The sequence below is a fragment of the Actinoplanes sp. NPDC048796 genome (assembly GCF_040650035.1).
Lineage (GTDB): Bacteria > Actinomycetota > Actinomycetes > Mycobacteriales > Micromonosporaceae > Actinoplanes.
Genome location: NZ_JBEZGO010000003.1, coordinates 215,283 through 241,168, shown reverse-complemented (window position 1 = coordinate 241,168; position 25,886 = coordinate 215,283). Strand labels below are relative to the sequence as shown.

Below are 25,886 nucleotides of genomic sequence, written 5' to 3'. Positions count from 1 at the left end.
GATGGCGAGCCGGCAGTTCGCCACCTTCGAGGTGGCCGACCAGCTCTTCGGCGTCGAGGTGCACACGGTGCAGGAGGTGCTCTCGTACAACGAGTACACCCCGGTGCCGCTCGCGCCGCCGGCCGTCGGCGGGCTGTTCAACCTGCGCGGTCAGGTGATCGCCGCGGTCGACCTCCGGGTCCAGCTGGGGCTGGTCCGCAAGGCGTTGCAGGGCCCGGTGATGAACGTGATCCTGCGCGGCGACGGCGAGCCGGTCAGTCTGGTCGTCGACAAGATCGGTGAGGTGGTCGACCTCGACGAGGCGACGTTCGAGCCGCCACCGGACACGCTCAGCGGGCCGACCCGGGAGCTGGTGGTGGGCACGTTCAAGCTGGACGGCCGGCTCATGCTGGCCCTGGACGTCAACCAGGCCGTCGACACGCACCGCGCCACCACCTGATGTACAGCCTCGTCAGCGCGCCGGTGCTCGGCTTCGACCTGACCCGCCTCAGCGGCGGGTCGGCGACGGCCGAGGTCGTGCTGCGCGGACTCCGGTTGAGCGTGGACGATCTGCCGGTGCTGGCCGAGCGCCTGCCCGACGAGGGGGTCCGCGGCCCGCTCTGGGTCGAGGTGGAGAGCGCGGCCCGCCGGATGCCCTCGCTCAAGGGCATGTCCAAGGACGACCCGGCGGGCAGCCTGGCCCTGGTCGAGCGCGCGCCGATCGGTTCGGTCGACGCGCTGCTGACCTGCGTGCGGTACGACGTGATGGCCTGGACGTGGACCGGCACCGGCCGGGACGCGACGCAGACCGAGGTGGCCGCCGCGGCCACCGGCCTGATCTGCGACGCGGCCGTGGCCAGTTATCTGCGCGAGGTCCTCGACTCGGACACGCGCCGGCGGCTGGGCGCGGGCTGGGTGGCGGCGATGCGCCGGCTGCCCACCGGCGCGCCGATCGACCTCGGCCCGCACCACTACACGGTTTCCGCGCTGCTCGACCGGTTGCGCTCGCTGCGCTCATCGGATCTCAGCCGGTTGGTGGCCTCGGCGGAGGACGCCCGCCGCAACGCCGGCGGTTGGTCGCCGGCGGTGCATTCCGCCTCCTGGGCGGCGTATCTCTCCGATCGGGTCCGCACCGCCGCCGCGGCGCAGATGCTGTTGGTACAGGCCGTCGACACGGCCGCGATTCCGCTGGCCGACCGGGCCGGCGGTGTCTGGAACATGCTCAGCGGCGCGGTGCAGGCGCTGGTGGTGCGGGATCTGCTGGATACCTCCACCGCCCATCGCCTTCTCGCACCTGTCGTCGCCGCTCTCGGCCCCGCGTGGCTCGGGTGAGAGGAGGTGGTCAGATGATTTCGGTCCTCGTCGTGGACGACTCCGTGGTGGTCCGGCGTTTGATCGTGGACGCTCTGGGCGGAGCGGAGAACATCGAGGTCGTCGGCACGGCGTCGAACGGCCAGCTGGCTCAGGCCAAGATCGACCAGCTCAAGCCCGACGTCATCACCATGGACATCGAGATGCCGCAGATGGACGGCATCGAGGCGGTCCGTGAGCTGCGCAAGCGTCACAAGCACATCCCGGTGATCATGTTCAGTACGCTGTCGGCCGCGGGCGCGACGGCGACGCTGGAGGCGCTCTCGGCCGGCGCCACCGACTACGTCACAAAGCCCAGCAACGTCGGGTCCGTGAACGAGTCGATCGCGGCCGTACGCAACGAGCTCGTCCCCAAGATCTACGCGCTGGCCGGCCGGAAGCGCCCGGGCGCCGCACCGCCGAGCGCCCCGGCCCGCCCCGGCGCCACCGCGCCGGCCCGCCCGGCCACCCCCACCCGGCCCGGCGCGGCCCCGCCCCGGGCCGGCCTGCCGCCGGCCGGACCGGGACGACCCGGCGCGGCGCCACCCGGAGCGGCCCCGGCCCGTCCCGCCAAGAAAGCCGGAGCGGGCGGCCGGATCGACATCCTGTGCATCGGCTCCTCCACCGGCGGGCCCGACGCGCTCACCAAGGTGCTGCAGGGCCTGCCCGCGGACTTTCCCGTGCCGATCGTGGTCACCCAGCACATGCCGCCCGTCTTCACCAAGATGTTCGCCGAGCGACTGGACCGCAGCACCCCGCTGCGGGTGGTCGAGGCCGGTGACGGGATGGAGCTGACGCCCGGGTGGGCGTACATCGCACCGGGTGACAACCACCTGGTGTTCCACCGCCGGGGCACCGCGACGCTGACCCAGCTCAGCGGCGCGCCGCCGGAGAACTCCTGCCGCCCGGCCGTGGACGTGATGTTCCGGTCGGTGGCGGCCCTTTACGGCGCTTCGGCGTACGCGACCGTGCTGACTGGAATGGGACACGATGGACGAGGTGGTGCGAAAGTGCTGAGAGACGCGGGCGCCGAGGTGCTGGCGCAGGACGAGGCCACCTCGGTGGTGTGGGGCATGCCGGGCGCGGTCGTCGGTGCCGGGCTGGCGGATGAGATCCTTCCGCTCGACCGGATCTCGGCCCACCTGGTCAACCGCATCAAGAGCAGCCGGTCGGCGGCGGTGGCCCGATGACTCTCTCGCAAGCCGAGTTCGCCTTCGTCTCGCAGCTGGTGCGCCGCGAGGCCTCGATCGTGCTCGCCCCGGGCAAGGAGTACCTGGTCGAGGCCAGGCTCATCCCGGTCGCCCGGGCCGTCGGGGCGCCCAACGTCAACGAGTTCCTGGCGGAACTCCAGCGCCGCCCGAACCCGCAGAACCAGCGCAAGATCATCGACGCGCTGACCACGAACGAGACCTCGTGGTTCCGGGACCGGGAGCCGTTCGCGGCGCTGACCGACGTGATCCTTCCCGAGCTGATCAAGTCGCGCACCGCGAACCGCAAGGTGCGGATCTGGTCGGCGGCCAGCTCCAGCGGCCAGGAGGCGTACAGCCTGGCCATCCTGCTCCAGGAGAACCTGCCGCCGGGATGGTCGTACGAGATCATGGGAACCGACATCTCCACCGAGATGGTCAAGCGTGCCGAGACCGGCGAGTACAGCCAGGTCGAAGTGAACCGTGGTCTGCCGGCCCAGCAGCTCGTGCAGTACTTCGAGCGGGCCGGCGCGCACTGGCGGATCAGCCAGCAACTGCGCCGCAACGTGTCGTTCAAGCTGATGAACCTGACCGCGCCGTTCCCGGCCATGCAGCCGTTCGACGTGATCTTCCTACGCAATGTCCTGATCTATTTCGACGTCGCCACCAAGCGCAACGTGCTCCAGAACATGGCCAAGGTGCTACGGCCCGACGGCTGGCTGTTCCTGGGCGCGGCCGAGACCACGATCGGGATCGACGACAACTACGAGCGGGTGGCCGCCGGCCGCACGTCCGCCTACCGAGTCCGTACCGGAGCGCCCGCGGGCGCCGCGAGAAGGGGATGAAGCCGCGATGCGCGCCATGGTGATCGACGACTCCCGCGCAATGCGCATGATCCTCAAGCGCATTGTCTCGAAGCTGAACTTCGAGGCACTGGAGGCAGGCGACGGCCGGGAGGCCCTGGACCTGCTGGCCACCCTGGATGAGGTGCCCGAACTGGCTCTCATCGACTGGAACATGCCCAACATGAACGGGCTCGAGTTCGTGACGAACGTCCGGGCCGACCCGCGTCTGCGTGAGATGACGCTGGTCATGGTCACCACCGAGAGCGAACAGAGCCAGATCGTACGGGCGCTCGCCGCGGGCGCCCACGAGTACGTGATCAAGCCCTTCACCGAGGGCGCCATGATCGAAAAGCTGGCCCTGCTGGGCCTCGTGCCGACCGGAGCGAATTCATGAGCGTCGAAGTCGAGGTCAATGAGAACGACCTCACGGAGATGGTGGAACAGGTGTGGGAGTCGTACCTGGATCCGGAGGGCATCAGCCCCCTGATCCCGACGTACGACGAGAACCAGCCTTCCGAGGTGCACTCCTCGGTCTCCATCACCGGATCATGGACCGGGCACATCGTCTACGCCTCCTCGACGTCGGCGGCGCGCCGCGCCGCCGCCGCGTTCCTCGCCATGGAAATGGACGAGGTCAGCGAGGAGGACGTGTCGGATGTGCTCGGTGAACTCGCCAACATCGTTGGTGGCAACGTGAAGGCCATGCTGCCCCCGGGAGCGCTGCTCTCGCTGCCGCAGGTGGTGCTCGCGCCCGAATCGACCGCTCGCTTTCCCAACACCGAACGCATCAGTGGCGTCTACGGGGTCTGGGACGGCGAACCGGTGTCCATTTCCATGTGGCATAGCCGCGGCGACAACAAGGAGGGCGCGGAATGAAGATTCTCATCGCTGATGACAGTCGGGTGATGCGGCAGATCGTGGTCCGCACACTCCGTCAGGCCGGCTTCGGTGACCATGAGCTGATCGAGGCCGCGGACGGCCAGCAGGCGTTCGACATGGCCAAGTCGGAGAACCCGGATCTGGTTCTGTCGGACTGGAACATGCCCGGAATGACGGGCATCGAGGTGCTGCGGCAACTCCGTGCCGCCGGCAACGACATCAAGTTCGGTTTCGTGACATCGGAGAGCACGCCTGAGATGAAAGATCAGGCCGATGCCGCCGGTGCACTTTTTTTCATCGTGAAGCCCTTCTCGGCTGAGCGATTCGATGAGGTCTTCGCTCCTATTTTGGGATGATTACGACATGTCTGATGTCTCGGTTCTTCCAGGCACCCTGGCCGTTCGCAACCTCTTCGAGGACCTGCTCGGCCGGGAAGTGACCGTCAGCCCCGGCGACCCGCTCTCCGCGGACGAGGTGAACACCTCGACGATCGCCATCTTCACCGACAACGCACAGCAGATCTACGGCGTGCTCGGGATGGATCTCAATCTGTCGGCCAACGCCGGCGCCGCCCTCGGCCTCCTGCCGGCCGGCGCCGCCGAGGACAGCATCGACGAGAAGAAACTGTTCCCGAACCTCGCCGAGAACGTCTTCGAGCTCTGCAACGTGCTGACCAGCCTCCTCAACCGCGAGGGTGGCCCGCACATCAAGATGTACCAGGTGATCTACCCGGGCGACCCGCTGCCGGCGGACGCCCGCGCCCACCTCATGGCCCTCGGCCGGCGGGTCGACCTCATGGTCGAGGTCAACCGCTACGGAAAGGGAAAGTTCAGCCTTTCCCTCGCACCGTGATCTGACGAAGCAGGAAATCGTGGGGCCGCCTCTCTCGGGGCGGCCCCACGATTGTTTTTGGGGCTAAGCAAAGCCGCAGACCTGTCGAAGCGTAGTTCGAGCTAGCTATCAGGACAGGAGTGCGTGATGACCTCACCGACTTCCGGCTCCACGGGACCATCGGGGACATTCGCGGCGGGGGCCGCGGCGGCCGCGGCCAAGGCCGGCGTTCCCGAGAAACCCAAGTCGCTCGGCGACAAGGACACCTTCCTCAAGCTGCTGGTGGCCCAGCTGAAGTATCAGGACCCCAGCAAGCCGGCCGACTCGACCCAGTTCCTGGCCCAGACGGCGCAGTTCACCCAGGTCGAGAAGCTGGGTGAGGTGGCCGACATGCTCAAGGCCCAGCAACTCGTCGGTGCCAGCTCCCTGGTCGGCAAGACGGTCACCTACATGGACGACAACGGTGCCAAGTTCACGGGAGTCATATCGGCAGCGAAGCTCAACGGCGACAGCGAACCGACTCTGCGGGTCGGGAACACGGACGTACAGCTGTCCAAGGTCATGGAAGTCCAGACGCAGGCGGACGCCGCGGCCCAGGCGGCCGCGATGACCGCGCCGCTCGCGGCACCGGCGGCACCGCCGGCGCCGGCGCCGAAGGCCGCGCCGACGGACAAGACCTCAGAGACACCCAAGCCGTAGTCCCTCTTCACCGCGAAGGACCCAACTCATGCTGCGCTCTCTCTACTCGGGCATCAGTGGCCTGCACGCCCATCAGATGATGATGGACGTCACCGGTAACAACATCGCGAACGTCAACACCGTCGGTTACAAGGCCAGTTCCGTGCAGTTCCAGGACACGCTGAGCCAGATGGTCGGCGCCGCCGGCTCGCCGCAGGACGGCATGGCCGGCACCAACCCGGCCCAGGTCGGCCTCGGCGTCCGCAACGCCGGCATCACCTCCAACTTCAGCCAGGGATCGGCGCAGACGACCGGTAAGGCCGGCGACATGATGATCCAGGGCGACGGCTTCTTCATCACCCGCCGCGGCCAGGAGGAGCTGTACACCCGGGCCGGCTCGTTCTTCTTCGACGCCAACGGCACGCTGTCCACCGCCACCGGTGAGCCTGTGCAGGGATGGACCGCCGATGAGAAGGGTGTGGTCAACCCGGCGGGCAAGCCGGACGACATCAAGATGCCGCTCGGCCAGAGCATCGACCCGAAGCCCACCGACAAGATCGAGATGAAGGGCAATCTGACCTTCGACGTGCCCGAGGGCGTCACCGACGTCTCGACGTTGGATCCGATCGAGATCCCGTTCAAGGCGTTCGACAAGTTCGGCACCCCGGTCAGCCTCTCGGCGTACTTCAAGCGCACCACCGAGGCCGGTGAGGACCCCGGGAAGTACGAGGTCAGCGTTGGTGTGTCAGGTAATTCGGCGACGGCCAAGCCGATGACGGAAAACGGCGGCGTCCTGGAGTTCACGGCGGGCAAGCTCGCCGACACGGCGAAGACCCTGTCCTTCTCCGGTCTCTCGGATCTCAACTCGAACCTCAACGACGAGCTCACCGTCGACGGCGCCGACCTGACGATGTTCCACGGCCTCACCGAGGCCCGGGTCTCCGACTCCAACGGCAACGCGGCCGGCACGCTGGCCTCGCTGTCGTACACCGTGTCGGACACCGGGCAGATCATCGGCGCCTTCAGCAACGGCCAGAAGAAGGTGCTCGGCCAGGTCGCCCTGGCCACCTTCAAGAACGTGAACGGTCTCGAGAAGACCGGTGACTCGATGTACCGCTCGACCGTCAACTCCGGCCTGGCCCAGGTCGGCACACCCACCAGCTCCGGCCTCGGCCAGGTGATCAGTGGCGCCGTCGAGATGTCGAACGTCGACCTGGCCCAGGAGTTCACCAACCTGGTCATCGCCCAGCGTGGCTTCCAGGCCAACTCCCGCGTCATCACGACCTCCGACGAGCTCCTGCAGGAGCTCGTCAGCATGAAGCGCTAGTCGTAGCAGCAGTCCGGCCGGCGGCCGGGACGGGCACTTGAGTGCCTGTCCCGGCCGTTCTGTGTAACCGATCGGCTGCACCCGAAGCGCGACCGTATGGATCTCATCGGCAACCGTCAGGTCGCCGAAGTACACGGTGAAGGGCCACGGAGGGTCCTACAGCCCAGGACCACACCACCACCCAAGGACGGATGACAGTGATCCTTGTAACCCGCATCAACGGTGCCGTGTTCGCCCTCAACCCCGACCTGATCGAGCGCGCCGAGTGCACGCCCGACACGGTCATCACCCTGGTAGACGGCACCAAGTACGTCATTGCCGAGTCAGTGCCCGAGTTCATCGATTCAGTGCGCCACTACCGCGCCTCGCTGATCTCCCAAGCTTCCCGCCTCGAGGCCCAGCCCGCGGCCGCCGCCATTCCGTCTGACGACGACCACGACGCCCAGGTGCTCACGCTGCACCGGAAGGACCGCTGAACATGGATATCTCAACGATCGTCGGTGTAGTTGTTGCCTTCATCATCATCTTCACGGTGCAGATCCTGGAGGGCGGCTCACCGGCCTCCATCATCCTGATCCCCTCGATGCTGCTGGTGTTCGGTGGAGCGCTCATGGCCGGTATGGCCGGCGGTGTCCTCAAGGACACGACGGGCATCGGCAAGAACCTCCAGAAGGCGTTCCTGGCCAAGGTCACGCCGCCCACGCAGCTGGTCGACAGCATCGTCAAGCTGGCCGAGCGGGCCCGCCGCGAGGGTCTGCTGGCCCTCGAGGACGCGGTCAAGACCGTGGAGCACCCCTTCCTCAAGCGCGGTCTTCAACTGGCGATCGACGGCACCGACCCGGAGGAGCTGCACGACGTCCTGCACGCCGAGATCGCGGCCAAGAAGAAGGCCGACAAGGCCGGCAAGAAGCTCTTCGAGAACATGGGCGGTTACGCCCCGACGATCGGCATCATCGGTACGGTCATGGGCCTCGTGCACGTGCTCGAGAACCTGAACCAGCCGGAGACGCTGGGTCACTCGATCTCCGCCGCGTTCGTCGCCACCCTCTGGGGTGTGCTCAGCGCCAACGTTCTCTGGCTGCCGCTCGCCGCTCGTCTCGACCGCCTCAGCGGCATCGAGGCCGAGGAGATGGAGCTGGTCGTCGACGGTGTCCTGGCCATTCAGGCCGGCTCCAACCCGCGCCTGGTGGCGCAGAAGCTCCGCAGCCTCCTCCCGCCGGACGAGGCCAAGAAGGCCGAGGCGGCCGCGAACACCAAGAAGGCGGCGTAACGCATGAGTTCAGGCGGGGGCAAGCGTAAGCAGCGTCATGAGGAGCACGAGGAGCACGTCAACCACGAGCGCTGGCTCGTGTCGTACGCCGACATGCTCACCCTGCTGTTCGTTCTCTTCGTGGTCCTGTACTCGATGAGTGACGTCAACATGAAGAAGTTCGCCGAGTTGGCGGCCGGTCTCTCCTCCGGCTTCGGTGCGCAGAGCGCCGCCTTCTCGGGCCAGACCTCGACCCTGGACGGTGCCGGTCAGAGCGCCGAGGTCGTCCAGATCGACCCGGGCGCCAACCCGGGTGACGGCAAGGCCGGCTCGTCCAACCTGACGGCCAAGCAGCAGGAGGCGGTCAAGGCGGCGATGGCCGCGGAGGACCGCGCCAAGGCTTCGAAGAACGCTCAGGCCGCCACCAAGGAGGCCGAGAACCTCAAGAAGATCGAGAACCAGATCTCCGACGTGCTCGCCGCGCAGAAGCTGCTCGGCTCGGTCAAGTTCACCATCGACCGGCGCGGCCTGGTGGTCACGGTCCTCACCAACGACGTGGTCTTCGCCGGCAACCGGGCGGAGCTCAAGCCCGGTGGCAAGAAGATCCTGGACGCCATCGCGCCGACCCTGCGGAAGCTGCCGAACAACATCGAGGTCGACGGCAACACCAACCAGCTCAAGGCTCAGACGACGTACTACCCGAGCGGCTGGGAGCTCTCCGCCGCCCGTGCCTCGACCACGGTCCGCTACCTGACCGGCAAGGGCCTCGCCAAGAACCGCATGACGGCCGTCGGCAACTCCGACACCAAGCCGCTGATCGACCCGGCCGACCCCCGGTCGATCACCATGAACCGCCGCGTCGACATCGTCGTCCTGACCACTCTGACCGCCGACCAGGCCGCGCTTCTGCCGGCCGCCTCCGGCTCCGACAGCAAGTTGCACACCGGCCAGACCTCGGCTCAGGCCAAGGCGGCTCAGGACGCGGCTTCCGCGGCCGAAAGCACGACTAAGTCCAGCACCACGTCTACCGCACACGACTGAGGGGGAGTTCCGATATGAGCAACGAGCAGACGCCCGCCGCCGAGGCGCCGAAGAAGTCCAAGAAGATGCTGATGATCATCGTGATCGCCGCCGTGGTGCTGCTGGGCGGTGGTGGCGGGGCGTTCTTCATGCTGAAGGGCGACAGCGCCGAGGCCGCCGCGCCGGAGAAGGGCGTGGTCACCGCGATCGACGAGGCGCTGACGATCAACCTGGCCGACGGCCACTACCTGAAGCTGGCCTTCTCGCTGCAGCAGACCGCTGACGCGGCCGAGGCGGTCGACACCAGCGAGGCGATCGAGCTGGCGATCGACGAGTACACCGGCCGGAAGGTCGCCGAGCTGGAGACCGAGAAGGGCCGCACCGCGATCAAGGAAGAGCTCCTGGCGAAGATCGAGAAGGCCTACACGACCAAGGACAAGGTCAAAGAGGTCATGGGCATCTACTACACGCAGTTCGTGACCCAGTAAGACGCACGCTTCGGGCGGGTTCACTTCGGTGGACCCGCCCGAAACGCGTTTAAGGGGATGAAACGGCGCTCCGGCTCAGCCGTTCCGGAAACGAGCCGATGGGGACAACGTGACCACCGCCGCACGCTCCCCGGGTCGGATGTCGCGTCGTGGACAGGGCGCAGGGCCGGCCCCGTACGACTTCCGCCGTCCCATCAAGCTGTCCCGCGAGCACGTCCGTACGTTGCAGATGGCCTTCGAGACGTACGCCCGAAGTTGCGGAACCCTGCTGACCACCCGGCTGCGCGCCGTGAGCAGCGTCAGCCTGGTCTCGATCGAGCAGCTGAACTACGACGAGTACGTGGCGTCCCTGAACAACCCCACGGTGATCGCCGTCGTGGTCCTCGACCCGCTCCCGGGCTCGGCTCTCATGGAGATGTCTACCTCGGCCGTGATGTCCGCTATCGATCACATGCTGGGCGGGCCTGGCGGTCCCCAGCCGGAACGGCCGCTGACCGAGGTCGAGATGCCCCTGCTGCGCGGCCTGCTGGAGCGGATGCTCGGCGAGCTGCGGTACGGCTTCGAGAACCTGGTCGAACTCCAGCCCAAGCTCAAGGACATCGAGTACAACGCGCAGTTCCTGCGCACCCACCAGCCCGGTGACGCCTGCGTGATCGCCACCTTCGACATGAAGATCGGCGCCGAGGAGTGCCTGGCCAGCATCTGCCTGCCCTTCAACACGATCCTGCCGGTGCTCTCCCGCACCGAGGCGGTGGTGCTCAGCGACGCCGAACGGGCCACCAAGGACATGGCGCTGCGCAACATCACCGCCGGGCTTTCCGCGGCTCCGCTCGATGTGGCAATCCGATTTCAGCCCATTCGCATGCGTACCGATGACATCGTGGACCTACGCCCCGGCGACGTCGTCCCGCTGGGCCACCCGACCAGCCGGCCGCTCGAGGTGACAGTCAACGAGACCGTTTTCGCCCATGCAGTTCCCGGTAATCAGGGGGCTCGGCTCGCCTGCCTCGTGGTGCCGTCCCCCAAAGAGTCCTCGCCCAAGGAGTCTGGCCGCCCATGACCGCGCCCACCATCACCGCGCCGCAGCTGGCGCTCGCCCGGACGGCCGCCGAGGCCGCGCTCGCCGTCCTGCCCACCAGCCGTCCGCTGGCCGTCGCCGACCCGATCACCGCCTCCGCGGACATCCTGTCCGAGGGGCAGGCGGTGACCGCGAGGTTCAGCGGCGCGGCCACCGGCGAGGTGGTCGTGGTGGTCGGTCAGGACCTGGCGGACGCGCTCAAGGAGAGCCCGATCGGGGAGCTCGACCTGACCGCCGCCGTCCGGCCCGCGCTCGAGGCCGCGGCCCGCGCCTTCGGGCCGGTGGTGCTCGACCCGGGCACGGTGATGGAGCCCGGCGTGGCGCTCAGCGCGCTCGCCACCAAGGACGACGCCATCGCCGTCCCGCTGGTCGAGGGCCCGGACATCCGGGCGGTGCTGGCGCTGTCGCTCACGCCCTGGCCGACCGACGATCCGGCCGCCGCCGGCGGGGTGGCCCGCCGCGAGACGGCGGCGCCGGCGATGGCGATCCGCGGCGGCCTGGACATGCTGCACGACGTCGAGATGGAGGTCTCGGCCGAGCTGGGCCGGACCCGGATGAGCGTGCGCGAACTGCTCTCGCTCACCCCGGGCGCGATCGTCGAGCTCGACCGGGCCGCCGGCAGCCCGGCCGACCTGCTGGTGAACGGCCGGCTGATCGCCCGCGGCGAGGTGGTCGTGGTGGACGAGAACTTCGGCATCCGGATCACCGAGATCGTCGCTCCCGGCGCCGAAGGGTAAGGCCTTGTTCGAGCTGGCCCTGCGGATCGGTTTCTCGCTCTTCGTCATCCTGGGCATGATGTGGCTGCTGGCGCGCCTGATCCGCCGGCCGCTGGGGCGTGGGCACGGCGCGCTCGTCGTGCTCAACCGGCAGCAGCTGACCCGGGGCGCGGCGGTGGCCGTCGTCCGGGTGGCCGACCGGGCGATGATCCTCGGGGTCACCGACCAGAACGTGAGCCTGCTCGGTGAGGCCGACGTCGAGGACTTCGAGAAGCACCCGCACGAACACCGCGACCACCTCACCCTCGGCCCGGAGGAGACCGCCTCGCTCGGCGTCGAGCTGCCCGGCCGGCATCCGGCGGCCGGGTCGCCGGGCCGGCTCGACGGCTCGCTCCTCTCACCCCGCACCTGGTCGCAGACCATGAGCTTCCTGCGTGATCGGACGACCCGGCGATGATGCGGCGCGCGCTCCTGCTGATCTTCGCGAGCCTAGGGCTCGCGCTCGTCCTGCTGCCCGGCCCGAAGCCGGCCGCGGCCGAGCCCACGGTCATGGAGCGTGCGCCGGCCACGGTCGTCGTGGCCCCGCCGGAAAGAGCGCCCGAGCGGGCACCGGCGCCGCCGACCCCGCCGAGCCGGCCCGGTCAGCCCAACATCAACCTCAACATCAACGGCACCAACCCGGACGGCAGCCGGCCCTCCACCTCGCTGATCATCATGCTGGGCCTGACGATCCTGTCGGTCGCGCCGGCGCTGCTGCTGCTCTGCACCTGCTTCACCAAGATCTTCATGGTTCTCGGCATCACCCGTAACGCCCTCGGCCTGACCTCGATGCCACCCAACCAGGTCCTCGCCGGCCTGGCCCTGTTCATCAGCCTGTTCATCATGGGGCCGACCGTGTCCGCGATGAACGAGCAGGGCGTACAGCCCTATCTCAAGGGCGACAAGACCCAGACGCAGGCGTTCGAGGCCGGCGTGAAGCCGCTGCGGGACTTCATGTGGCGCACCACCCGCGAGGACGAGGTGGCGTTGCTGGTCAAGCTGTCCGGCGAGGACCGGCCGAAGAACCGCGACGACGTCGAGCTGACCACGCTGATCCCGGCCTTCATCCTGTCCGAGCTGCGGGCCGCCTTCATCATCGGCTTCGTCATCTTCATCCCGTTCCTGCTGATCGACATGGTCGTCTCGGCGTCGCTCATGTCGCTGGGCATGATGATGCTGCCACCCGTCACTATTTCTTTACCCTTCAAGCTTTTGCTGTTCGTGCTGGTGAACGGCTGGGGGCTGATTCTCACCGCGCTCGTGGCGTCGTACAAATGAACCTCGACGTCGCGATCGCCGACCTGCTCGCGATCCTGCTCGGGGCGGCGCGCACCGGCGCCTGGCTGATGATCTGCCCGCCGTTCAACTCGCGGCTCATCCCGGGCACGGTCAAGGCGCTGCTGTCGGTCGGCCTCACCCTGCCGCTCGCGCCCTACCTGCGCGGCACGGTGCCCTCGCTGGAGACCTCCGACATCGTGTTCAGCGCGGCCCTGCAGGTGTTCGTGGGCGCCGGGCTCGGCTTCGTCACCGCGCTGCTGTTCGCCGCCCTGCAGGCCGCGGGCGACCTGCTCGACCTGTTCGGCGGCTTCACCCTGGCCATGGGGTACGACCCGCTGTCGCAGAACCAGAGCTCGGTGTTCGGCAAGTTCTACAACCTCGTCGCGGTGACCCTGCTGTTCGTCACCGAGGGCCATCAGATGGTGCTCCGGGGTTTTCTCCAGTCGTTCCGGACGGTGCCGCTGGACGTCACCTTCTCGCTCGGCACCTTCAGCGAGGTACTGCTCAAGGGCATCGGCGACATGTTCGTGGCGGCCATCCAGATCGCCGGCCCGCTGGTCGCCGTGCTGTTCCTCACCGACTGCGCGTTCGGCCTGCTCAACCGGGTCGCTCCGGCGCTCAACGCGTTCCAGCTGGGCTTCCCGGCCAAGATTTTCCTGGTTCTGCTGCTGTCCGGCATCGCGATCACCGCGCTGCCCGGCGTGATCGGCAAGGTGGTGGAGCGCGCGGTCAGCGCGGTCCTCCAGCTGACCGGCGGCTGAAGGGGGGTGCGCGATGTCGGGCGAGAAGACCGAACAGCCGACACCACAGAAACTCAAGAAAGCCAAACGCGAAGGACAGATCGGCCGTACGCAGGACATCGGCGCCTGGTTCGGCATGCTCGCGGCGAGCATCCTGCTGCCACGGACCATGGAATCGGCCATGAAGCACGCCGAGGAAGTCATGGTCCAGGTCCCCGATGTGGTCGCCGATCCGCAACCGTCGCAGGCCCTGTACATCCTCAAGGAGGCGATGTTCGGCGCCGCCTGGGCGGTGCTGCCGCTGGCTCTGACGATGATGGCGGTCGGCGTGGCGGCGGCCGGCGCCCAGGGCGGCATCCGGGTCGCCACCAAGCTGTTCATCCCGAAGTTCAGCCGGCTCAACCCGCTGCCCGGCATCAAGCGGATGTTCGGCCCCCAGGCCCTCTGGGAGGGCATCAAGGCGCTGGTCAAGACCGCGGTGCTGGCCGGCGTGCTGTACACGACGACCAAGGACGTCATCCCGGTGCTGATGACCGCCGGGCAGCTCCCGCTCACCTCGCTGCTGGGCGAGGTCACCGACTCCATCGTCGGCCTGATTCAGGCCGCCTCGGTGGCCGGCATCGTGATGGCCGCGGCCGACTACTTCGTGGTTCGCCGCCGCACCAACAAGCAGCTGCGGATGACGAAGGAAGAGGTCAAGCAGGAGTACAAGAACACCGAGGGTGACCCGCTCATCAAGGCGCAGATCCGCGCCCGGCAGATGGCGATGGCCCGCAACCGGCAGATGGCCGACGTGCCGACCGCCGACGTGGTGCTGGTCAACCCGACCCACGTGGCGGTGGCGCTGCGCTACGAGCCGCAGAAGGGCGCGCCCCGGGTGGTGGCCAAGGGTCAGGGCCCGCTCGCCCTCAAGATCCGCGAACTGGCGGCCGAGCACCGGGTGCCGATGGTCGAGGACGTGCCGCTGGCCCGGGCCCTCTACGCGGGAACCGAGGTCGGCGCCGAGATCCCGGCCGACTTCTTCGGCTCGGTGGCCAAGGTGCTGGCGTTCGTGATGAGCCTGAAGGCGAAGGGATCGGCGGCAGGCCTGCACCGCAGCCCCAATTCCGCCTCAGCCGCCGCATAACACGAAATACGGAGATTTCCTCACATCGGTACCGCGAACGCGAGAAGATCGGCACGTAAGTGAGACGCACCCCGGGGAGGTGTCGTGAAGAACCGCAATCTCAGCCGGCTTGCCGTGCCTGTCGGGGTCATCGGCATCATCCTCATGATGGTCGTGCCGCTGCCGACCTTCCTGCTGGACATGCTGCTCGCGGTGAACATCACGGCGGCCCTGCTGATCCTGCTGACCAGCATGTTCGTACAGAAGCCGCTGGATTTCTCGGTCTTCCCGGCGCTGCTGCTGGTGGCCACCCTCTTCCGGCTCGCCCTCAACATCAGCGCGACCCGGCTCGTCCTGCGCGACGGCGACGCCGGCAAGGTGATCCACGCCTTCGGCAGCTTCGTCGTCGGTGGCAACCTCGTCATCGGCCTGGTGATCTTCCTGATCCTGGTCATCGTCCAGATGGTCGTGGTCACCAAGGGCGCCGAGCGGGTGGCCGAGGTCGGCGCCCGCTTCACCCTCGACGCCATGCCCGGCAAGCAGATGGCGATCGACGCCGACCTCAACGCCGGCCTGATCGACGAGGACCAGGCCAAGAAGCGCCGGGCCGAGGTGGCCGAGGAGGCCGAGTTCTACGGCGCGATGGACGGTGGCTCCAAGTTCGTCAAGGGCGACGCCATCGCCGCCATCATCATCACCCTGATCAACCTGGTCGGCGGGTTCGCGATCGGCGTCGCCCAGCAGGGCATGTCGGCCACCGACGCGATGAACCACTACAGCCTGCTGAGCATCGGCGACGGCCTGGTCTCGCAGATCCCCGCCCTGCTGCTCTCGGTGGCCACCGGTCTGATCGTGACCCGCTCGGCCACCTCCGGCGACATGGGCTCCAGCGTCACCGCCCAGCTCAGCCAGAACAAACTCGCGCTGCGCATCGGCGGCGCCGCCGCGCTCGCCCTGTGCATCATCCCGGGCCTGCCCAAGGTGCCGTTCCTGCTGGTCGGTGTGGCCGTCCTGGTCTTCGCCCAGCGCATCAAGGACCCGGTGCCGGAGGCCGAGGTGGCCGCGGCCGAGGCGGTCGAGATGCCACCGGCCGACTCGCCGGAGCAACTGCTCGGCGAGATGCGGGTCGACCCGCTCGAGCTCGCCCTCTCGCCCGACCTGGTCGACCTGGTCGACGCCAGCAGCGGGGACCTGCTCGACCGGGTCCGCGCCCTACGGCGCAAGATGGCGATGGAGCTCGGCGTGATCATGCCGCCGGTGCGCACCCGCGACGACCTCGACCTGCCGCTCTCCTCGTACGCGATCCGGATCTCGGGCGTCGACGCCGGCACCGGCGAGGCGCCGCCCGGCACCGTGCTGGCGATCGGCGACGGCCTCCAGGGCCTGCCCGGCCGGGCCGGCGTGGAACCGGTATTCGGCCTGCCCGGCAAGTGGGTGCCCTCCGAGCTGCACTATCAGGCCGAGCTCTCCGGTGCGACGGTCGTCGACCGGGCCAGCGTGATCATCACGCACCTGGCCGAGGTCGTCCGGAGCAACGCGAGCCGCCTGCTCGGCCGCGAGGACGTCCGCGCGCTGACCGAGATGGTCAAGCGCACCCACCCGGTGGTGGTGGAGGAGCTGACCCCGTCGATCCTCAGCCTCGGCCAGATCCAGAAGGTGCTCCAGGCGCTGCTCGACGAGGGCGTGCCGATCCGCGACCTGGTCCGCATCTTCGAAGCGCTCTCCCTTCGAGCGAAGCACACCGTCGACCCGGACTCCCTGGTCGAGGCCGCTCGCGGCGCGCTGGGACCGGCGATCGCCGCCCAGTACGCGACCGGCGGCCGCCTCACGGTGATCACGCTCGACCCCATGCTCGAGCAACAACTGCTCGAATCGCTGCGGCCCAGCGAGACCGGCGCCTTCATGGCGATCGACGGCATGCGTGCCGAGGCGATCGTCACCGAGGCGGCCCGGCTCGCCGAGACCGCGGAACAGCAGGGACTGGCACCGGTGCTGGCCTGCTCGCCACAGCTGCGGCTGCCACTGATGCGGCTCCTGCGCGCCGGCTCACGCCGGGTGCAGGTGCTGTCGTACGGCGAAATCTCTGGTTCCACAGCACAGATCGAGACGATAGGAGTGGTGAACGGTGCCTACGCGGGTGCTGCTTGAGGGGCCGGCCATCGAGCCGTTGCTGGCTCAGGTGCGCGATGAGTACGGCTCCCGGGTCCGGATCATCTCAGCCGACAAGGTCCGCAGTGGCGGCGTCGGCGGCTTCTTCGCGAAGCAGCATTACGAGCTTTCCGTGGAAGTGCCGGACGGGAACGAGGACGGGAACGACATGCCACAGCGATCGAAGACGGCCGACAACGGCCAGCACAGCCTGGAACGGCTCCTCGAGCGGGCCGAGTCGCAGGACCGGATGGACGAACCGGCCCGACCGGCGTTCGGCACGGCCACGCCCCGCTCGGTGACCCCGGCGTCGTTCGCCACGGCCCGGCCCAAGCCGCCGGCGGAGTTCGGCGCCGACGAGGGCCGGCACGCCGCCATCGGCGACACCGGCGCCGCCTTCGCCGAGCTCATGGCCGGGCTCGACGCCACCGGCGGCACGGCCACCGAGCGGTCGCGGCCCAAGCCGCCGCCGCGGGAGGAGACGCCGACGGTACGGCCGTTCCGCCCGGCCGCGGCGACCGAGTCGGCCGTCAACGCCGGCGCCAAGCCGGCCATGCCGCAGGCCTTCGAGCCGCCACCGGTGCAGCACATCCAGCCGCAGTCGCCGGCCGCGCCGCCGGTCGCCCCGGCCCCGGCCCCGGCCGCTCCGGTCGCCGCCACGATGCCGCCACCGGCCCCGGTGGCCGAGGTGGCGCCGCAGGCGCCGGCCCACACGCCCAACCTGGCCGAGCACATCGGCGGGTTCGCCGCCACCGAGGTCGAGGTGGACGAGCCGCCGGCGCCCACGCCCGAGCCCTACGAGTTCCAGCAGGTCACCCCGGCGCCGGCGGTGCCGGCCACCCCGGAGCCGCAGTCAGCCTCGGAGCAGGTGGTGAACAACCTCGTCTCGGTCGGCATGCCGGAGGCCATGGCCCGGCAGATCACCGGCAGCGACACCTACGCCGGTGTGCTGAGCGTGCTGGCGGCCCGCCCGTCCGCGCCCGGCATCCCGGACGGGCCGGGCGAGATCCTGGTCCTGGCCGGCGACATCAACATCGCGGTGCCGATCGCCCGGCAGCTCCTCGAGAACATCGACGTTCCCGAGAACCACCTGCTGCTGGCGGCCCCGTCGACGGCCGGCACCGGGCTGCACTCGTCCCGGCTGATCTCCACCCCGGAGGCGGCCGAGACCCGCGCCGAGAAGCTGCACCAGGCCGAGCAGTCGTGGGTCGTCGTCCTCGACGCCCCGGTCGGCGGCACCGACCCGCTCTGGGTCAACGAGATGTGCGACGCGATCGGCGCCACCGCGCTGTGGGCGGTCGTCGACGCCACCCGCAAGACCGCCGACACCGGCCGCCACCTGCGTACTCTGGGCGAGGTCGAGGCCCTGGTGGTGCACGGCGTCGAGCTCACCGCCGACCCGGGCTCGGTGCTCGGCCTGGACCTGCCGATCCACTCGCTGGACGGCAAGCCGGCCACCCCGCACGCCTGGGCCGCCATGCTGTGCGCCCGGATCGCCTCCGACGTGGCACCGGTCGCGGCCGCGCCCCGCCGGGTCACCCGATCGGCACGCCAGCCGTGATACGCCCGTCGGTCCTGCTGTTCGCGCTCCTGATGAGCGCGCCGGCGCTGTACCGCTACGTGCTCGACGAGGTCGACATCACCCAGGTGCTGATCCGGTTCATCATCGCGGTGCCGATAGCGGCCCTGCTCCTGGCCGGGCTGCGGTTCGTCACCGCCGGCTACGGCCGCAAGGACGAGGACAAGGGCACACCGGTGACACCGACACCGCTCGAAGGCCAGGACGGCCTGACCCAGGCATGAAGAGACCGGCGGCCGCCAGGCCGCCGGTCTCTTCGCTGTCCGCTGTGGTGCGTCAGGCGTGGATGTCCAGGCGGCTGTCGCCCGGCACGGCCCGCCGGACGGCCGGCGCCGGCTCGGTCGGCAGGGCGGTCTCGGCCCGCTCGCCGCGGCCCATTCCCGGGAAACTCGCCGCGAACTGCTGCCGCGCCTGCTCCTGCTGCGGGTTGCCCTGCCGCAGGTCGAGGTTCGTGTTGCCGAAACCGGCGTCGTTGAGCTCACGGCGCAGGTCGTCCATGGCGTTGCGCAACGCCTCGTTGCCGGCGTCGGTGCTGCCGGTGAGCTGCACGGTGATGTCGCCGTTGCGGATCTCGGCCACCACCTGGACCGGTCCGAGATCGACCGGATGCAGGTGGACGGTCAGCCGGTGTACGCCGTCGGCGTCCAGCTTGAGCGGCACGATCCGCATCGCCAGCTGGGCGGCGGGCGGGCTGGACAGCTGACCGGGCGGAGGCGGCGGCGCGGCCGGTGCGGTGAGCGCGGCCGGCGCGGCGGCCTGCGGTCCGGAGACACCGGCCATCCCGGCCTGCCCGAGCATGCCCGGGTTGGCGGCGCCGTCGGCCGCCACACCGGGCGCCGCGGCCGGATTGACCGGATTCGCGGTGGGCGCGGCGGCGTCACCGGCACGAGCCGGCGCGGCTTCGGTCGTGGTCACCGCGGGCGGTGCGGTTTCGCCCTCACCGGGTACGGCGGCAGGTGCGGCCCCGCCCGCGTCGGCCGCCGGCGGTGCCGGCGCCGTAGCCGTCGCGGTGGCGGCCGCGTCGGCGGCCGGCGCCCCGGCGTCCTGAACGGCGAGCCGGCCCGAACCGTCGGGCGCGGTGGCCGGCGTCATCACCGAGACGCCGTCCTGCGCCAGCTGCGCGGCGAACTCGGCCGGAATGGGCAGGCCGGCCGCCCCGCCGGCGCCCGGCTGAGCGCCGGAGATCGTGCCGAGGCCGAGCGCCGAACGGCCGGTGGCCGCCTGCACCGCCGCGGCCTGCGCCTCGGGGTTGAGGTGAGCGCCGGTCGGCGGCAGACCGTTGCCGGTCTGCAGTGGGGTGGCGGAGGAGGTCGTCGCCGGGCCGCCGGCCAGCGCGACCCCGCCGATCGCCCGATCCGGGCCACCCGCTGCGGCCCGGGCGCCGCCGGCCGCAGCCGGCTGAGAGGCCTGGTCGGGCTGGACGGTGGGTGGCACCTGCGCGGTGGTGGCGGCGGCCAGGGCACCGGCCTGGGCGAGCGCGGCCGCGCCGGGTACGGGTGCTGTCTCGGCCGCCTTGACCTCCGGCGTGGCCGTTTTCTCGCCGGTCGGCGCCGCGGTCTCGTCGCCCGCTTGCTCGGCGTCGCCGCTTGCACCCGCGATGAGCTTGCCCTCAAGTTCACCGTCGGCCGGCTGGGTGCCGGCCGGCTGGGCGGCGTCGCCGTCGGCGGTACGGCGGCCGTCCGCCCGGTCGGTCCGGTCTCTTCCTTCGGCCCGGTCTCTTCCCTCAGCCCGGTCTTTTCCCTCAGGCCGGTCTTTTCCCTCAGGCCGGTCTTTTCCTTCGGCCCGGTCTCTTCCCTCGGCCCGGTCCCCTCCGCCGGCCCGGTCGCTGCCGTCGGTCCTCTCCGCGCGGTCGCCCCGGTCCGCCCGATCCGCCCGGTCACCTCGGTCGGTTCGGTCGGCTCGGTCGGTTTTGTCCGGCCGCTCGGCCCGGCCGGTCCGCCGGTCTGCCGCCGCCCGGTCGGCGTCGGCCCGGTTGAGGCGGGCCCGCTCCGCCGCCTCGCGCTGCAACGCGTTGCGGCCGGCGGCGGCCCGCTGGTCGGCCGCCTGGTCGGCGGCGCGCTCGGCGGCCCGGTCAGCGGTCCGCTCGGCCGCCCGGTCCGTGGCCGCGCGGTCGGTGGCGGCCCGCTGGTCGGCGCGCTGCTCGTCGGCCCGGCCCCGCGCCGCCCGTTGCCCGTCGTCCTGACCCGGGCGGCTCAGCTCGGCCGACAGCGCGGAGTCGAACTCCTCCCCGCCCTCACCGCGCTTGGCCCCCGGCCGGCGGCCGATGTCGGCGATCCGGTCCGCTCCGCTGACGGAATTCGGGCTCTTCATGAGACCTCTCCTCGGTGTGGCTCAACCGCCCAGGTTGGCGAGCGCCTTCTGGACCTTCGGGACGTACGCCTGGGTCTCCGAGAACGGCGGGATACCGCCGTACTTGTGCACCGCACCGCCACCGGCGTTGTAGGCGGCCAAGGCCAGCGGCAACGACTTGAACTCCCGGAGGTTGCGGGCGAGCAGCTTGGCGGCGCCGTTGATGGCCTGCTCCGGGTCGAACGCGTTCTTGACGCCGAGGCCCTTCGCCGTCGACGGCATGATCTGCATGAGGCCCTGCGCGCCGACCTTGCTGACCGCGTCCGGGTTGTAGCCCGACTCGACCTTGGCCACCGCCGCCAGCAACTTCGGCGAGACGCCGTACCGGTTGCCGGCCTGCACGAAAAGATCGGCGTAGGGCACGCCGGACAGGGAATCGCCGCCCCGCAGGCTCGCCGGGCGGATGGCAGCGGCACCGTTCTGCGCGGCCACCGCGCTCGTGTCCGTCTCCGGCACGACCCGGCGGATGTGCGTCGGTTTCTCGTACACACTCTGGATCTTGACCTGATCGCCCGGCTTGGGCGCCGCGATCATCTTGTTGTCGCCGACATAGATGGCCACGTGATCCACCGGCGAGTCGAAGGCGAGAATGTCACCCGGCTTGGCCTGGGCCAGATTCGGCACCGTCTCACCCACCTTGGCCTGCTGGTACGACAGGCGCGGAACCTTGATGCCGAGGTCGGCGAAGGCCCGCTGCACCAGCGACGAACAGTCCAGGCCCTTGTCCGGGTCGGTGCTGCCGAAGACGTACGGCGTACCCAGATACTTCTTCGCGGCGTCGACCACCGACTGCCCGGTGGCCGCGCTGTTGAGCCGCATGCTGGGCGCACCACCGGTAGCGGTGGCCAGCGCCGACGCGAAAGTGTTGCCGCCGACCGTGGTCACCGTGCCGTTGGCGGCGGTGCCGGTGGCACCCGGCGCCGGGCTGACCGGGGTCAGGCCGAGCTGGCCCTGCAACTCCTGGATGCGGTTGAGCACCCCGGCGACGCCCCTCACGCCTCGCTCCCGCCACCCCGGGCGGCGTTACGCGCCTTGCTCGTCATCGCCAGCTCATCCAGGTTGGCCTGGTCCTTCCGCAGATCGTGGGCGCGCACCATGTCGGCGTGCCGCTCGGCCATCATCTCGACGGCCCGGCGCCGCTTGGCGGCATCGGCGAGCACGGCCATGCGCTCGCGCTCCAGCTCCTCGGCCTCGGCCACCATGCGCTGAGCCCCCATGAGCGAGGCGGCCAGCGACTGCCGGGCGACAATCGACGCGACGATCGACCGGGCGGTCCCCTCGGTGGGCGCCTCGGCGCCGACCAGATCGAGATGCCGGCGCTTCACCAGAGCCTGCGCGTCCCGGATCTCCGCGCGCGACTGATTCACGGCGCCGCGCGCGACATCCTCCTGCGCCTTGCGAGCGCGCAGTACGGGCGAGAGTCGGAAGAATCGGTTCAAGATCGCCTCCCTGGCACACGGGCATATGGCGCCCTCACTACAGAAGGTCGGCCCACACACCGTTTCGCTGAGTCCTTGCACCCGAGCTGCAACTGAGCTGATGGCTCCGCTTCGCTGCGCGGGCGATCGCCTTGTAACCGGTGAGTTGGCAGGTGATTTTCCGTCACCCGCACACCCCGCGGGCGGCGGAAAATCACCTGCCAACTCACCGGCGGCGATCGCGGGGAGTGGGGGCCGGCTCCGCTTCGCTCCGCAGGCCGGCTCGTCGACAGTGAATCGCGGGAGTGGGGTCGGCTTCGCTTCGCTGGCCGGTTCGTCGGGGGTGGCCGCGAGGGTGAGAGCCGGCTGCGCTCGGCTGGCCGGTTCGTCGGGGGTGGCCGTGAGGGTGAGAGCCGGCTTCGCTTCGCGGCGCGGCCGGCTCGTTGGCGGTGGCCGGGGGAGTGGGGCCTGCTTTGCTCCGCGGGCTGTCTTTGTGGGGCGGCCTAGAGGCGCGAGGGCTTGCCGGCGGGTCGTGGGTTGTGGGTCGGGGTGCGGGCTATCTCGGTGACGGTGGTGGGGTGGGAGGGTGGTCAGGCGCCGGCGGCCTGGATCAGGGCGTGTAGCTGGGCCCACGCCTGTTCGGCGGTGACGCGTTCGTCGAGGCCCTGGCGGAGGAAGGCGTTGATGTGCGGCCAGATGGCGGTGGCCCGGTCGGCGTCCGGGTTGGTGCCGGGCACGTAGGCGCCGATCTCGACCAGCTCGCGGATGTCGCGGTGGGCGGCCATCAGCCGGCGCAGCTCGGTGGCGTCCGCCTTCTGCTGCGGGGTGGTGATTTTGTTGGCCACGCGCGAGATCGAGTCGAGGGACTGGATGCTCGGGAAGTGGCCGGCCGTGGCCAGTTTGCGGTCGAGCACGATGTGGCCGTCGAGGATGGAGCGGGCCGCGTCGGCGATGGGCTCGTTGTGGTCGTCGCCTTCGACCAGCACGGTGTAGAGGCCGGTGATGCTGCCGCGCGCGCCCGGCCCGGCCCGTTCCAGCAGGGAGGCCAGCATCGCGAAGACCGACGGCGGATAGCCGCGGGTGGCCGGCGGTTCGCCGACGGACAGGCCGACTTCGCGCTGGGCCATGGCGGCCCGGGTCACGCTGTCCATCATCAGCAGGACGTCGGCGCCCTCGTCGCGGTAGTACTCGGCGATCCGGGTCGCCACCGCGCCCGCTCTGAGCCGTACCAGCGGCGGCGTGTCCGAGGTGGCGATCACCACGACGGACCGGGCCAGGCCTTCCTCGCCCAGGTCGTGTTCGATGAACTCGCGGACCTCACGGCCGCGTTCGCCGACCAGCGCCACCACGTTGAGCTGGGCCGACGTGCCTCGCGTGATCATGCTCATCAGTGTTGACTTGCCGACGCCGGAGCCGGCGAAGATGCCGATGCGCTGCCCGCGGCCGCACGGGACGAGGGTGTCCAGGACCCGTACGCCCAGGGGCATGGGTGCGTCGACGAGCTGGCGTTCCATCGCGGACGGCGGTGCCGCGTCGATGCTCACCATCTGGCCGCGCAGCGGGGGGCCGCCGTCCATCGGGCGGCCGAGGCCGTCCAGGATGCGGCCCTGGAGGTCGGGGCCGACGGCGACGCGCAGCGGCCCGCCGGTGTTGACGACGGGGGTGCCGGTGCCGAGGCCGGCGATCGGGCCGAGCGGCAGGCAGGACAGCTTTTCGCCGTCGAGCGCGGCCACTTCGGCGTAGACCGCTTCCGGGCCTTCGCCCATCTGGAGCAGGTCGCCGACTCGGGCGTCGATGCCGGCCACGGTGACCCGCAGGCCGACCGCTCCGACGACCTTGCCGCGGGTGAGCGGCCGGGCCGCCTCGAGCGCCGCGTTCATGCGATGCCGGAAGACATCGGTCATGTTGGCCTCCTAGATCCGCAGCGCTGCGCGGGCCCGGTCCACCGCCGCCGCGATGGTGGCGTCGACTGTGCCCATGCCGGTTTCGGCTACCGCGTCGCCGGGGCGCAGGCCGCCGTCGGGGCGCAGGCTGATCTGGCGCCCCTCGTACTCGAAGTCGGCTTCGCCGTTCTCGCCGACCAGGGTGTGGAAGTCGTCGGGGTGCAGGCTGACGACGAGCCGGCCGGCTTCGGGTGCGGCGGCCATGGCCCGGCGCAGGGCGTCCATGCCGCGGCCCTGCGGGTCGTCCACGACCCGCCCGATGATCGCCTCGGCCAGCTCGAAGGCGTGCGCGAGCAGCACCTCCTGCAGTTCGGCGAAGGTCGGCATGAGCTGGTTCTCCAGCTCGGTGACGGCCCGGCCGAGGGCGTTGACGGCCTGGACGAGGGCGGCCGCGCGCCGCTGCTCGAACGCTTGGGCGCCGGCCTGGGCTCGGGCCGCCGCGGCCTGCGCCTCGACGGCGGCCTCGCGTTGGCCCTGGGCCCAGCCTTCGGCGTAGCCCGCGGTGCGGGCCTGCTGTTTGGCCCGCTCGATGGCGTCGCTGTCGGCCGGGATCCCGGTGCGCAGGTCGACCGAGAAGCGGGCGGCGGCGGCCGAGTCGGCCATCGAGCCCCGCAGGACGGGCCGGCTGTCAGGCGATGAGCTCATCGGCCTCGCCGCCGCGCTGAACCTCGATCTGACCGGAGTCCTCGAGCGAGCGGATGACCGACACGATCTTGGCCTGGGCCTCCTCGACCATCTTGACCTTGACCGGGCCGAGCAGGTCGATCTCCTCGAGCAGGTTCTCGCGGCCCCGTTCGGACAGGTTCTTGGTGACCTTCTCGCGGACCGTCTCGGGCACGCCCTTGAGGGCGGTGGCCAGGTCGGCCGGCTCCACCTGGCGCAGCACGAGCTGGATGGCGCGGTCCTCGAGGTTGACGATGTCCTCGAACATGAACATCCGGCGCCGGATCTCCTCGGCCAGCTCGGGGCTGCGGGCGTCCAGGGCTTCCAGGATGAGCCGTTCGGTGGTCCGGTCGGCGCGGTTGATGATGTCGACCAGGGGTTGCAGGCCGCCGACGGTGGAGAGCTCGTCCGGCTGGAGCACTGTCGAGAGCTTGCGCTGGAGCGCCTGCTCGACCTGGCGGATGATTTCGGGCGACGTACGGTCCATGACCGCGATCCGGTGCGCGACCTCGGTCTGGACCTCCAGCGAGAGACCGGCCAGGATCGACGACGCGAGCGCCGAGGGGATGTGCGCGAGCACCAGGGCGATCGTCTGCGGGTGCTCGTACTGCACGTACGACAGCAGCTGCCGGGGGTCGGCGTGGCTGAGGAAGTTGAAGGGGATGTCGTTCATCGAGGCTTCGAGCCGGTCCAGTATGAGCGCGGCCCGTTCCTTGCCCAGCGAGGCCTCGAGCAGCTCGCGGGCGTAGTCCATGCCGCCCGACCCGGCGTAGCGGGTCGTCGCCATGGCGTAGAACTCGTCCATCACGTCGTCGACCTGCGTGGGGTCGAGCTTGCCGAGCCGAGCGATCTCGGCCGAGATCATCTCGACCTCTTTCTCGGACATCTGCGACATGATCTGCGCGGATTGTTCCTTGCCGAACTGGACCAGCATTATGGCGGCCTTGCGCACGCCCGTCATCGACATGGTGGTGAGCGCCGGTGTGGGTGTGGTCAA

The 25,886-nt window shown here is 69.9% G+C and carries 29 protein-coding genes; 23 read left to right on the top strand and 6 right to left on the bottom strand.

The window, feature by feature from the left end; all coding sequences use genetic code 11:
- Position 1: 1 nt before the first annotated feature.
- The 23 genes from AB0C26_RS14900 to AB0C26_RS14790 all read left to right on the top strand — a co-directional run bounded on the left by AB0C26_RS14900 (position 2) and on the right by AB0C26_RS14790 (position 18,740).
- On the top strand, positions 2 to 439 hold the full coding sequence (locus AB0C26_RS14900; RefSeq protein WP_097317692.1) for a chemotaxis protein CheW: 438 nt from the start codon (positions 2 to 4) through the stop codon (positions 437 to 439).
- The gene (locus tag AB0C26_RS14895) at positions 439 to 1,311 is read left to right on the top strand and encodes a hypothetical protein (protein ID WP_360246971.1); all 873 of its coding nucleotides are present in this window, start codon (positions 439 to 441) and stop codon (positions 1,309 to 1,311) included. The genes AB0C26_RS14900 and AB0C26_RS14895 overlap by 1 nt, the downstream gene beginning before the upstream one ends.
- 14 nt (positions 1,312 to 1,325) lie before the next feature.
- Positions 1,326 to 2,519, top strand: coding sequence for a chemotaxis response regulator protein-glutamate methylesterase (locus AB0C26_RS14890; RefSeq protein ID WP_360246969.1), 1,194 nt, complete (start codon positions 1,326 to 1,328; stop codon positions 2,517 to 2,519).
- A complete protein-coding gene (locus AB0C26_RS14885; RefSeq protein WP_360246967.1) occupies positions 2,516 to 3,361 on the top strand; it encodes a CheR family methyltransferase in 846 nt (281 codons plus the stop codon). The genes AB0C26_RS14890 and AB0C26_RS14885 overlap by 4 nt, the downstream gene beginning before the upstream one ends.
- 7 nt (positions 3,362 to 3,368) lie before the next feature.
- Positions 3,369 to 3,755 (top strand): response regulator, encoded by a 387-nt coding sequence (locus tag AB0C26_RS14880; protein WP_360246965.1) that lies wholly within the window; start codon positions 3,369 to 3,371, stop codon positions 3,753 to 3,755.
- Positions 3,752 to 4,237: a chemotaxis protein CheX gene (locus AB0C26_RS14875; RefSeq protein ID WP_360246963.1), complete on the top strand. Its 486-nt coding sequence runs from the start codon at positions 3,752 to 3,754 to the stop codon at positions 4,235 to 4,237. The genes AB0C26_RS14880 and AB0C26_RS14875 overlap by 4 nt, the downstream gene beginning before the upstream one ends.
- A complete protein-coding gene (locus AB0C26_RS14870) occupies positions 4,234 to 4,596 on the top strand; it encodes a response regulator (RefSeq protein ID WP_097317698.1) in 363 nt (120 codons plus the stop codon). The genes AB0C26_RS14875 and AB0C26_RS14870 overlap by 4 nt, the downstream gene beginning before the upstream one ends.
- A 7-nt stretch (positions 4,597 to 4,603) precedes the next feature.
- Positions 4,604 to 5,092, top strand: a complete 489-nt coding sequence (locus AB0C26_RS14865; protein WP_097317699.1) for a hypothetical protein — start codon at positions 4,604 to 4,606, stop codon at positions 5,090 to 5,092.
- Positions 5,093 to 5,218: 126 nt separating this feature from the next.
- A complete protein-coding gene (locus AB0C26_RS14860) occupies positions 5,219 to 5,770 on the top strand; it encodes a flagellar hook capping FlgD N-terminal domain-containing protein (RefSeq protein ID WP_360246961.1) in 552 nt (183 codons plus the stop codon).
- A 28-nt stretch (positions 5,771 to 5,798) separates the two neighbouring features.
- Positions 5,799 to 7,076 (top strand): flagellar hook protein FlgE, encoded by a 1,278-nt coding sequence (locus tag AB0C26_RS14855; protein WP_360246959.1) that lies wholly within the window; start codon positions 5,799 to 5,801, stop codon positions 7,074 to 7,076.
- Between the two features lie 197 nt (positions 7,077 to 7,273).
- Complete coding sequence (locus tag AB0C26_RS14850) at positions 7,274 to 7,552, top strand: flagellar FlbD family protein (RefSeq protein ID WP_097318682.1); 279 nt, start codon at positions 7,274 to 7,276, stop codon at positions 7,550 to 7,552.
- 2 nt (positions 7,553 to 7,554) lie between these two features.
- Positions 7,555 to 8,346 carry a motility protein A gene (locus tag AB0C26_RS14845; RefSeq protein ID WP_360246957.1) on the top strand — a complete coding sequence of 264 codons (792 nt, stop codon included), beginning with the start codon at positions 7,555 to 7,557 and terminating at the stop codon, positions 8,344 to 8,346.
- A 3-nt stretch (positions 8,347 to 8,349) separates the two neighbouring features.
- Entirely contained in the window at positions 8,350 to 9,366 is a 1,017-nt protein-coding gene (locus AB0C26_RS14840; RefSeq protein ID WP_360246955.1) for a flagellar motor protein MotB, read from the top strand.
- Positions 9,367 to 9,380: 14 nt separating this feature from the next.
- On the top strand, positions 9,381 to 9,833 hold the full coding sequence (locus AB0C26_RS14835) for a flagellar basal body-associated FliL family protein (protein ID WP_360246953.1): 453 nt from the start codon (positions 9,381 to 9,383) through the stop codon (positions 9,831 to 9,833).
- 139 nt (positions 9,834 to 9,972) lie between these two features.
- Positions 9,973 to 10,893, top strand: a complete 921-nt coding sequence (locus AB0C26_RS14830) for a flagellar motor switch protein FliM (RefSeq protein ID WP_360246951.1) — start codon at positions 9,973 to 9,975, stop codon at positions 10,891 to 10,893.
- Positions 10,890 to 11,648, top strand: coding sequence for a flagellar motor switch protein FliN (fliN, locus tag AB0C26_RS14825; RefSeq protein WP_360246949.1), 759 nt, complete (start codon positions 10,890 to 10,892; stop codon positions 11,646 to 11,648). Before AB0C26_RS14830 ends, fliN begins: the two co-directional genes overlap by 4 nt.
- A gap of 4 nt (positions 11,649 to 11,652) precedes the next feature.
- On the top strand, positions 11,653 to 12,084 hold the full coding sequence (locus AB0C26_RS14820; RefSeq protein WP_360246947.1) for a flagellar biosynthetic protein FliO: 432 nt from the start codon (positions 11,653 to 11,655) through the stop codon (positions 12,082 to 12,084).
- Entirely contained in the window at positions 12,081 to 12,944 is an 864-nt protein-coding gene (fliP, locus tag AB0C26_RS14815) for a flagellar type III secretion system pore protein FliP (protein WP_360246945.1), read from the top strand. The genes AB0C26_RS14820 and fliP overlap by 4 nt, the downstream gene beginning before the upstream one ends.
- Complete coding sequence (locus tag AB0C26_RS14810) at positions 12,941 to 13,705, top strand: flagellar biosynthetic protein FliR (protein WP_360246943.1); 765 nt, start codon at positions 12,941 to 12,943, stop codon at positions 13,703 to 13,705. Before fliP ends, AB0C26_RS14810 begins: the two co-directional genes overlap by 4 nt.
- A 13-nt stretch (positions 13,706 to 13,718) precedes the next feature.
- Entirely contained in the window at positions 13,719 to 14,810 is a 1,092-nt protein-coding gene (locus AB0C26_RS14805; protein ID WP_360246942.1) for an EscU/YscU/HrcU family type III secretion system export apparatus switch protein, read from the top strand.
- A gap of 84 nt (positions 14,811 to 14,894) precedes the next feature.
- Entirely contained in the window at positions 14,895 to 16,937 is a 2,043-nt protein-coding gene (gene flhA, locus AB0C26_RS14800; protein ID WP_360246940.1) for a flagellar biosynthesis protein FlhA, read from the top strand.
- A complete protein-coding gene (locus tag AB0C26_RS14795) occupies positions 16,915 to 18,498 on the top strand; it encodes a hypothetical protein (RefSeq protein WP_360246938.1) in 1,584 nt (527 codons plus the stop codon). Before flhA ends, AB0C26_RS14795 begins: the two co-directional genes overlap by 23 nt.
- Entirely contained in the window at positions 18,495 to 18,740 is a 246-nt protein-coding gene (locus tag AB0C26_RS14790) for a hypothetical protein (RefSeq protein ID WP_360246936.1), read from the top strand. Before AB0C26_RS14795 ends, AB0C26_RS14790 begins: the two co-directional genes overlap by 4 nt.
- A 52-nt stretch (positions 18,741 to 18,792) precedes the next feature.
- Here the strand turns inward: AB0C26_RS14790 and AB0C26_RS14785 are convergent, their stop codons facing one another.
- The 6 genes from AB0C26_RS14785 to fliG form a co-directional block, all read right to left on the bottom strand.
- Positions 18,793 to 20,826, bottom strand: a complete 2,034-nt coding sequence (locus tag AB0C26_RS14785; protein WP_360246934.1) for a flagellar hook-length control protein FliK — start codon at positions 20,824 to 20,826, stop codon at positions 18,793 to 18,795.
- 21 nt (positions 20,827 to 20,847) lie between these two features.
- Entirely contained in the window at positions 20,848 to 21,861 is a 1,014-nt protein-coding gene (locus tag AB0C26_RS14780; protein WP_360246932.1) for a transglycosylase SLT domain-containing protein, read from the bottom strand.
- A complete protein-coding gene (locus AB0C26_RS14775) occupies positions 21,858 to 22,304 on the bottom strand; it encodes a cell envelope biogenesis protein TolA (RefSeq protein WP_360246930.1) in 447 nt (148 codons plus the stop codon). Before AB0C26_RS14775 ends, AB0C26_RS14780 begins: the two co-directional genes overlap by 4 nt.
- A gap of 569 nt (positions 22,305 to 22,873) precedes the next feature.
- Positions 22,874 to 24,187, bottom strand: coding sequence for a FliI/YscN family ATPase (locus tag AB0C26_RS14770; RefSeq protein ID WP_360246928.1), 1,314 nt, complete (start codon positions 24,185 to 24,187; stop codon positions 22,874 to 22,876).
- 9 nt (positions 24,188 to 24,196) lie between these two features.
- Positions 24,197 to 24,871: a FliH/SctL family protein gene (locus AB0C26_RS14765; protein ID WP_360246926.1), complete on the bottom strand. Its 675-nt coding sequence runs from the start codon at positions 24,869 to 24,871 to the stop codon at positions 24,197 to 24,199.
- Positions 24,855 to 25,886, bottom strand: coding sequence for a flagellar motor switch protein FliG (gene fliG, locus AB0C26_RS14760; protein ID WP_245922739.1), 1,032 nt, complete (start codon positions 25,884 to 25,886; stop codon positions 24,855 to 24,857). The genes AB0C26_RS14765 and fliG overlap by 17 nt, the downstream gene beginning before the upstream one ends.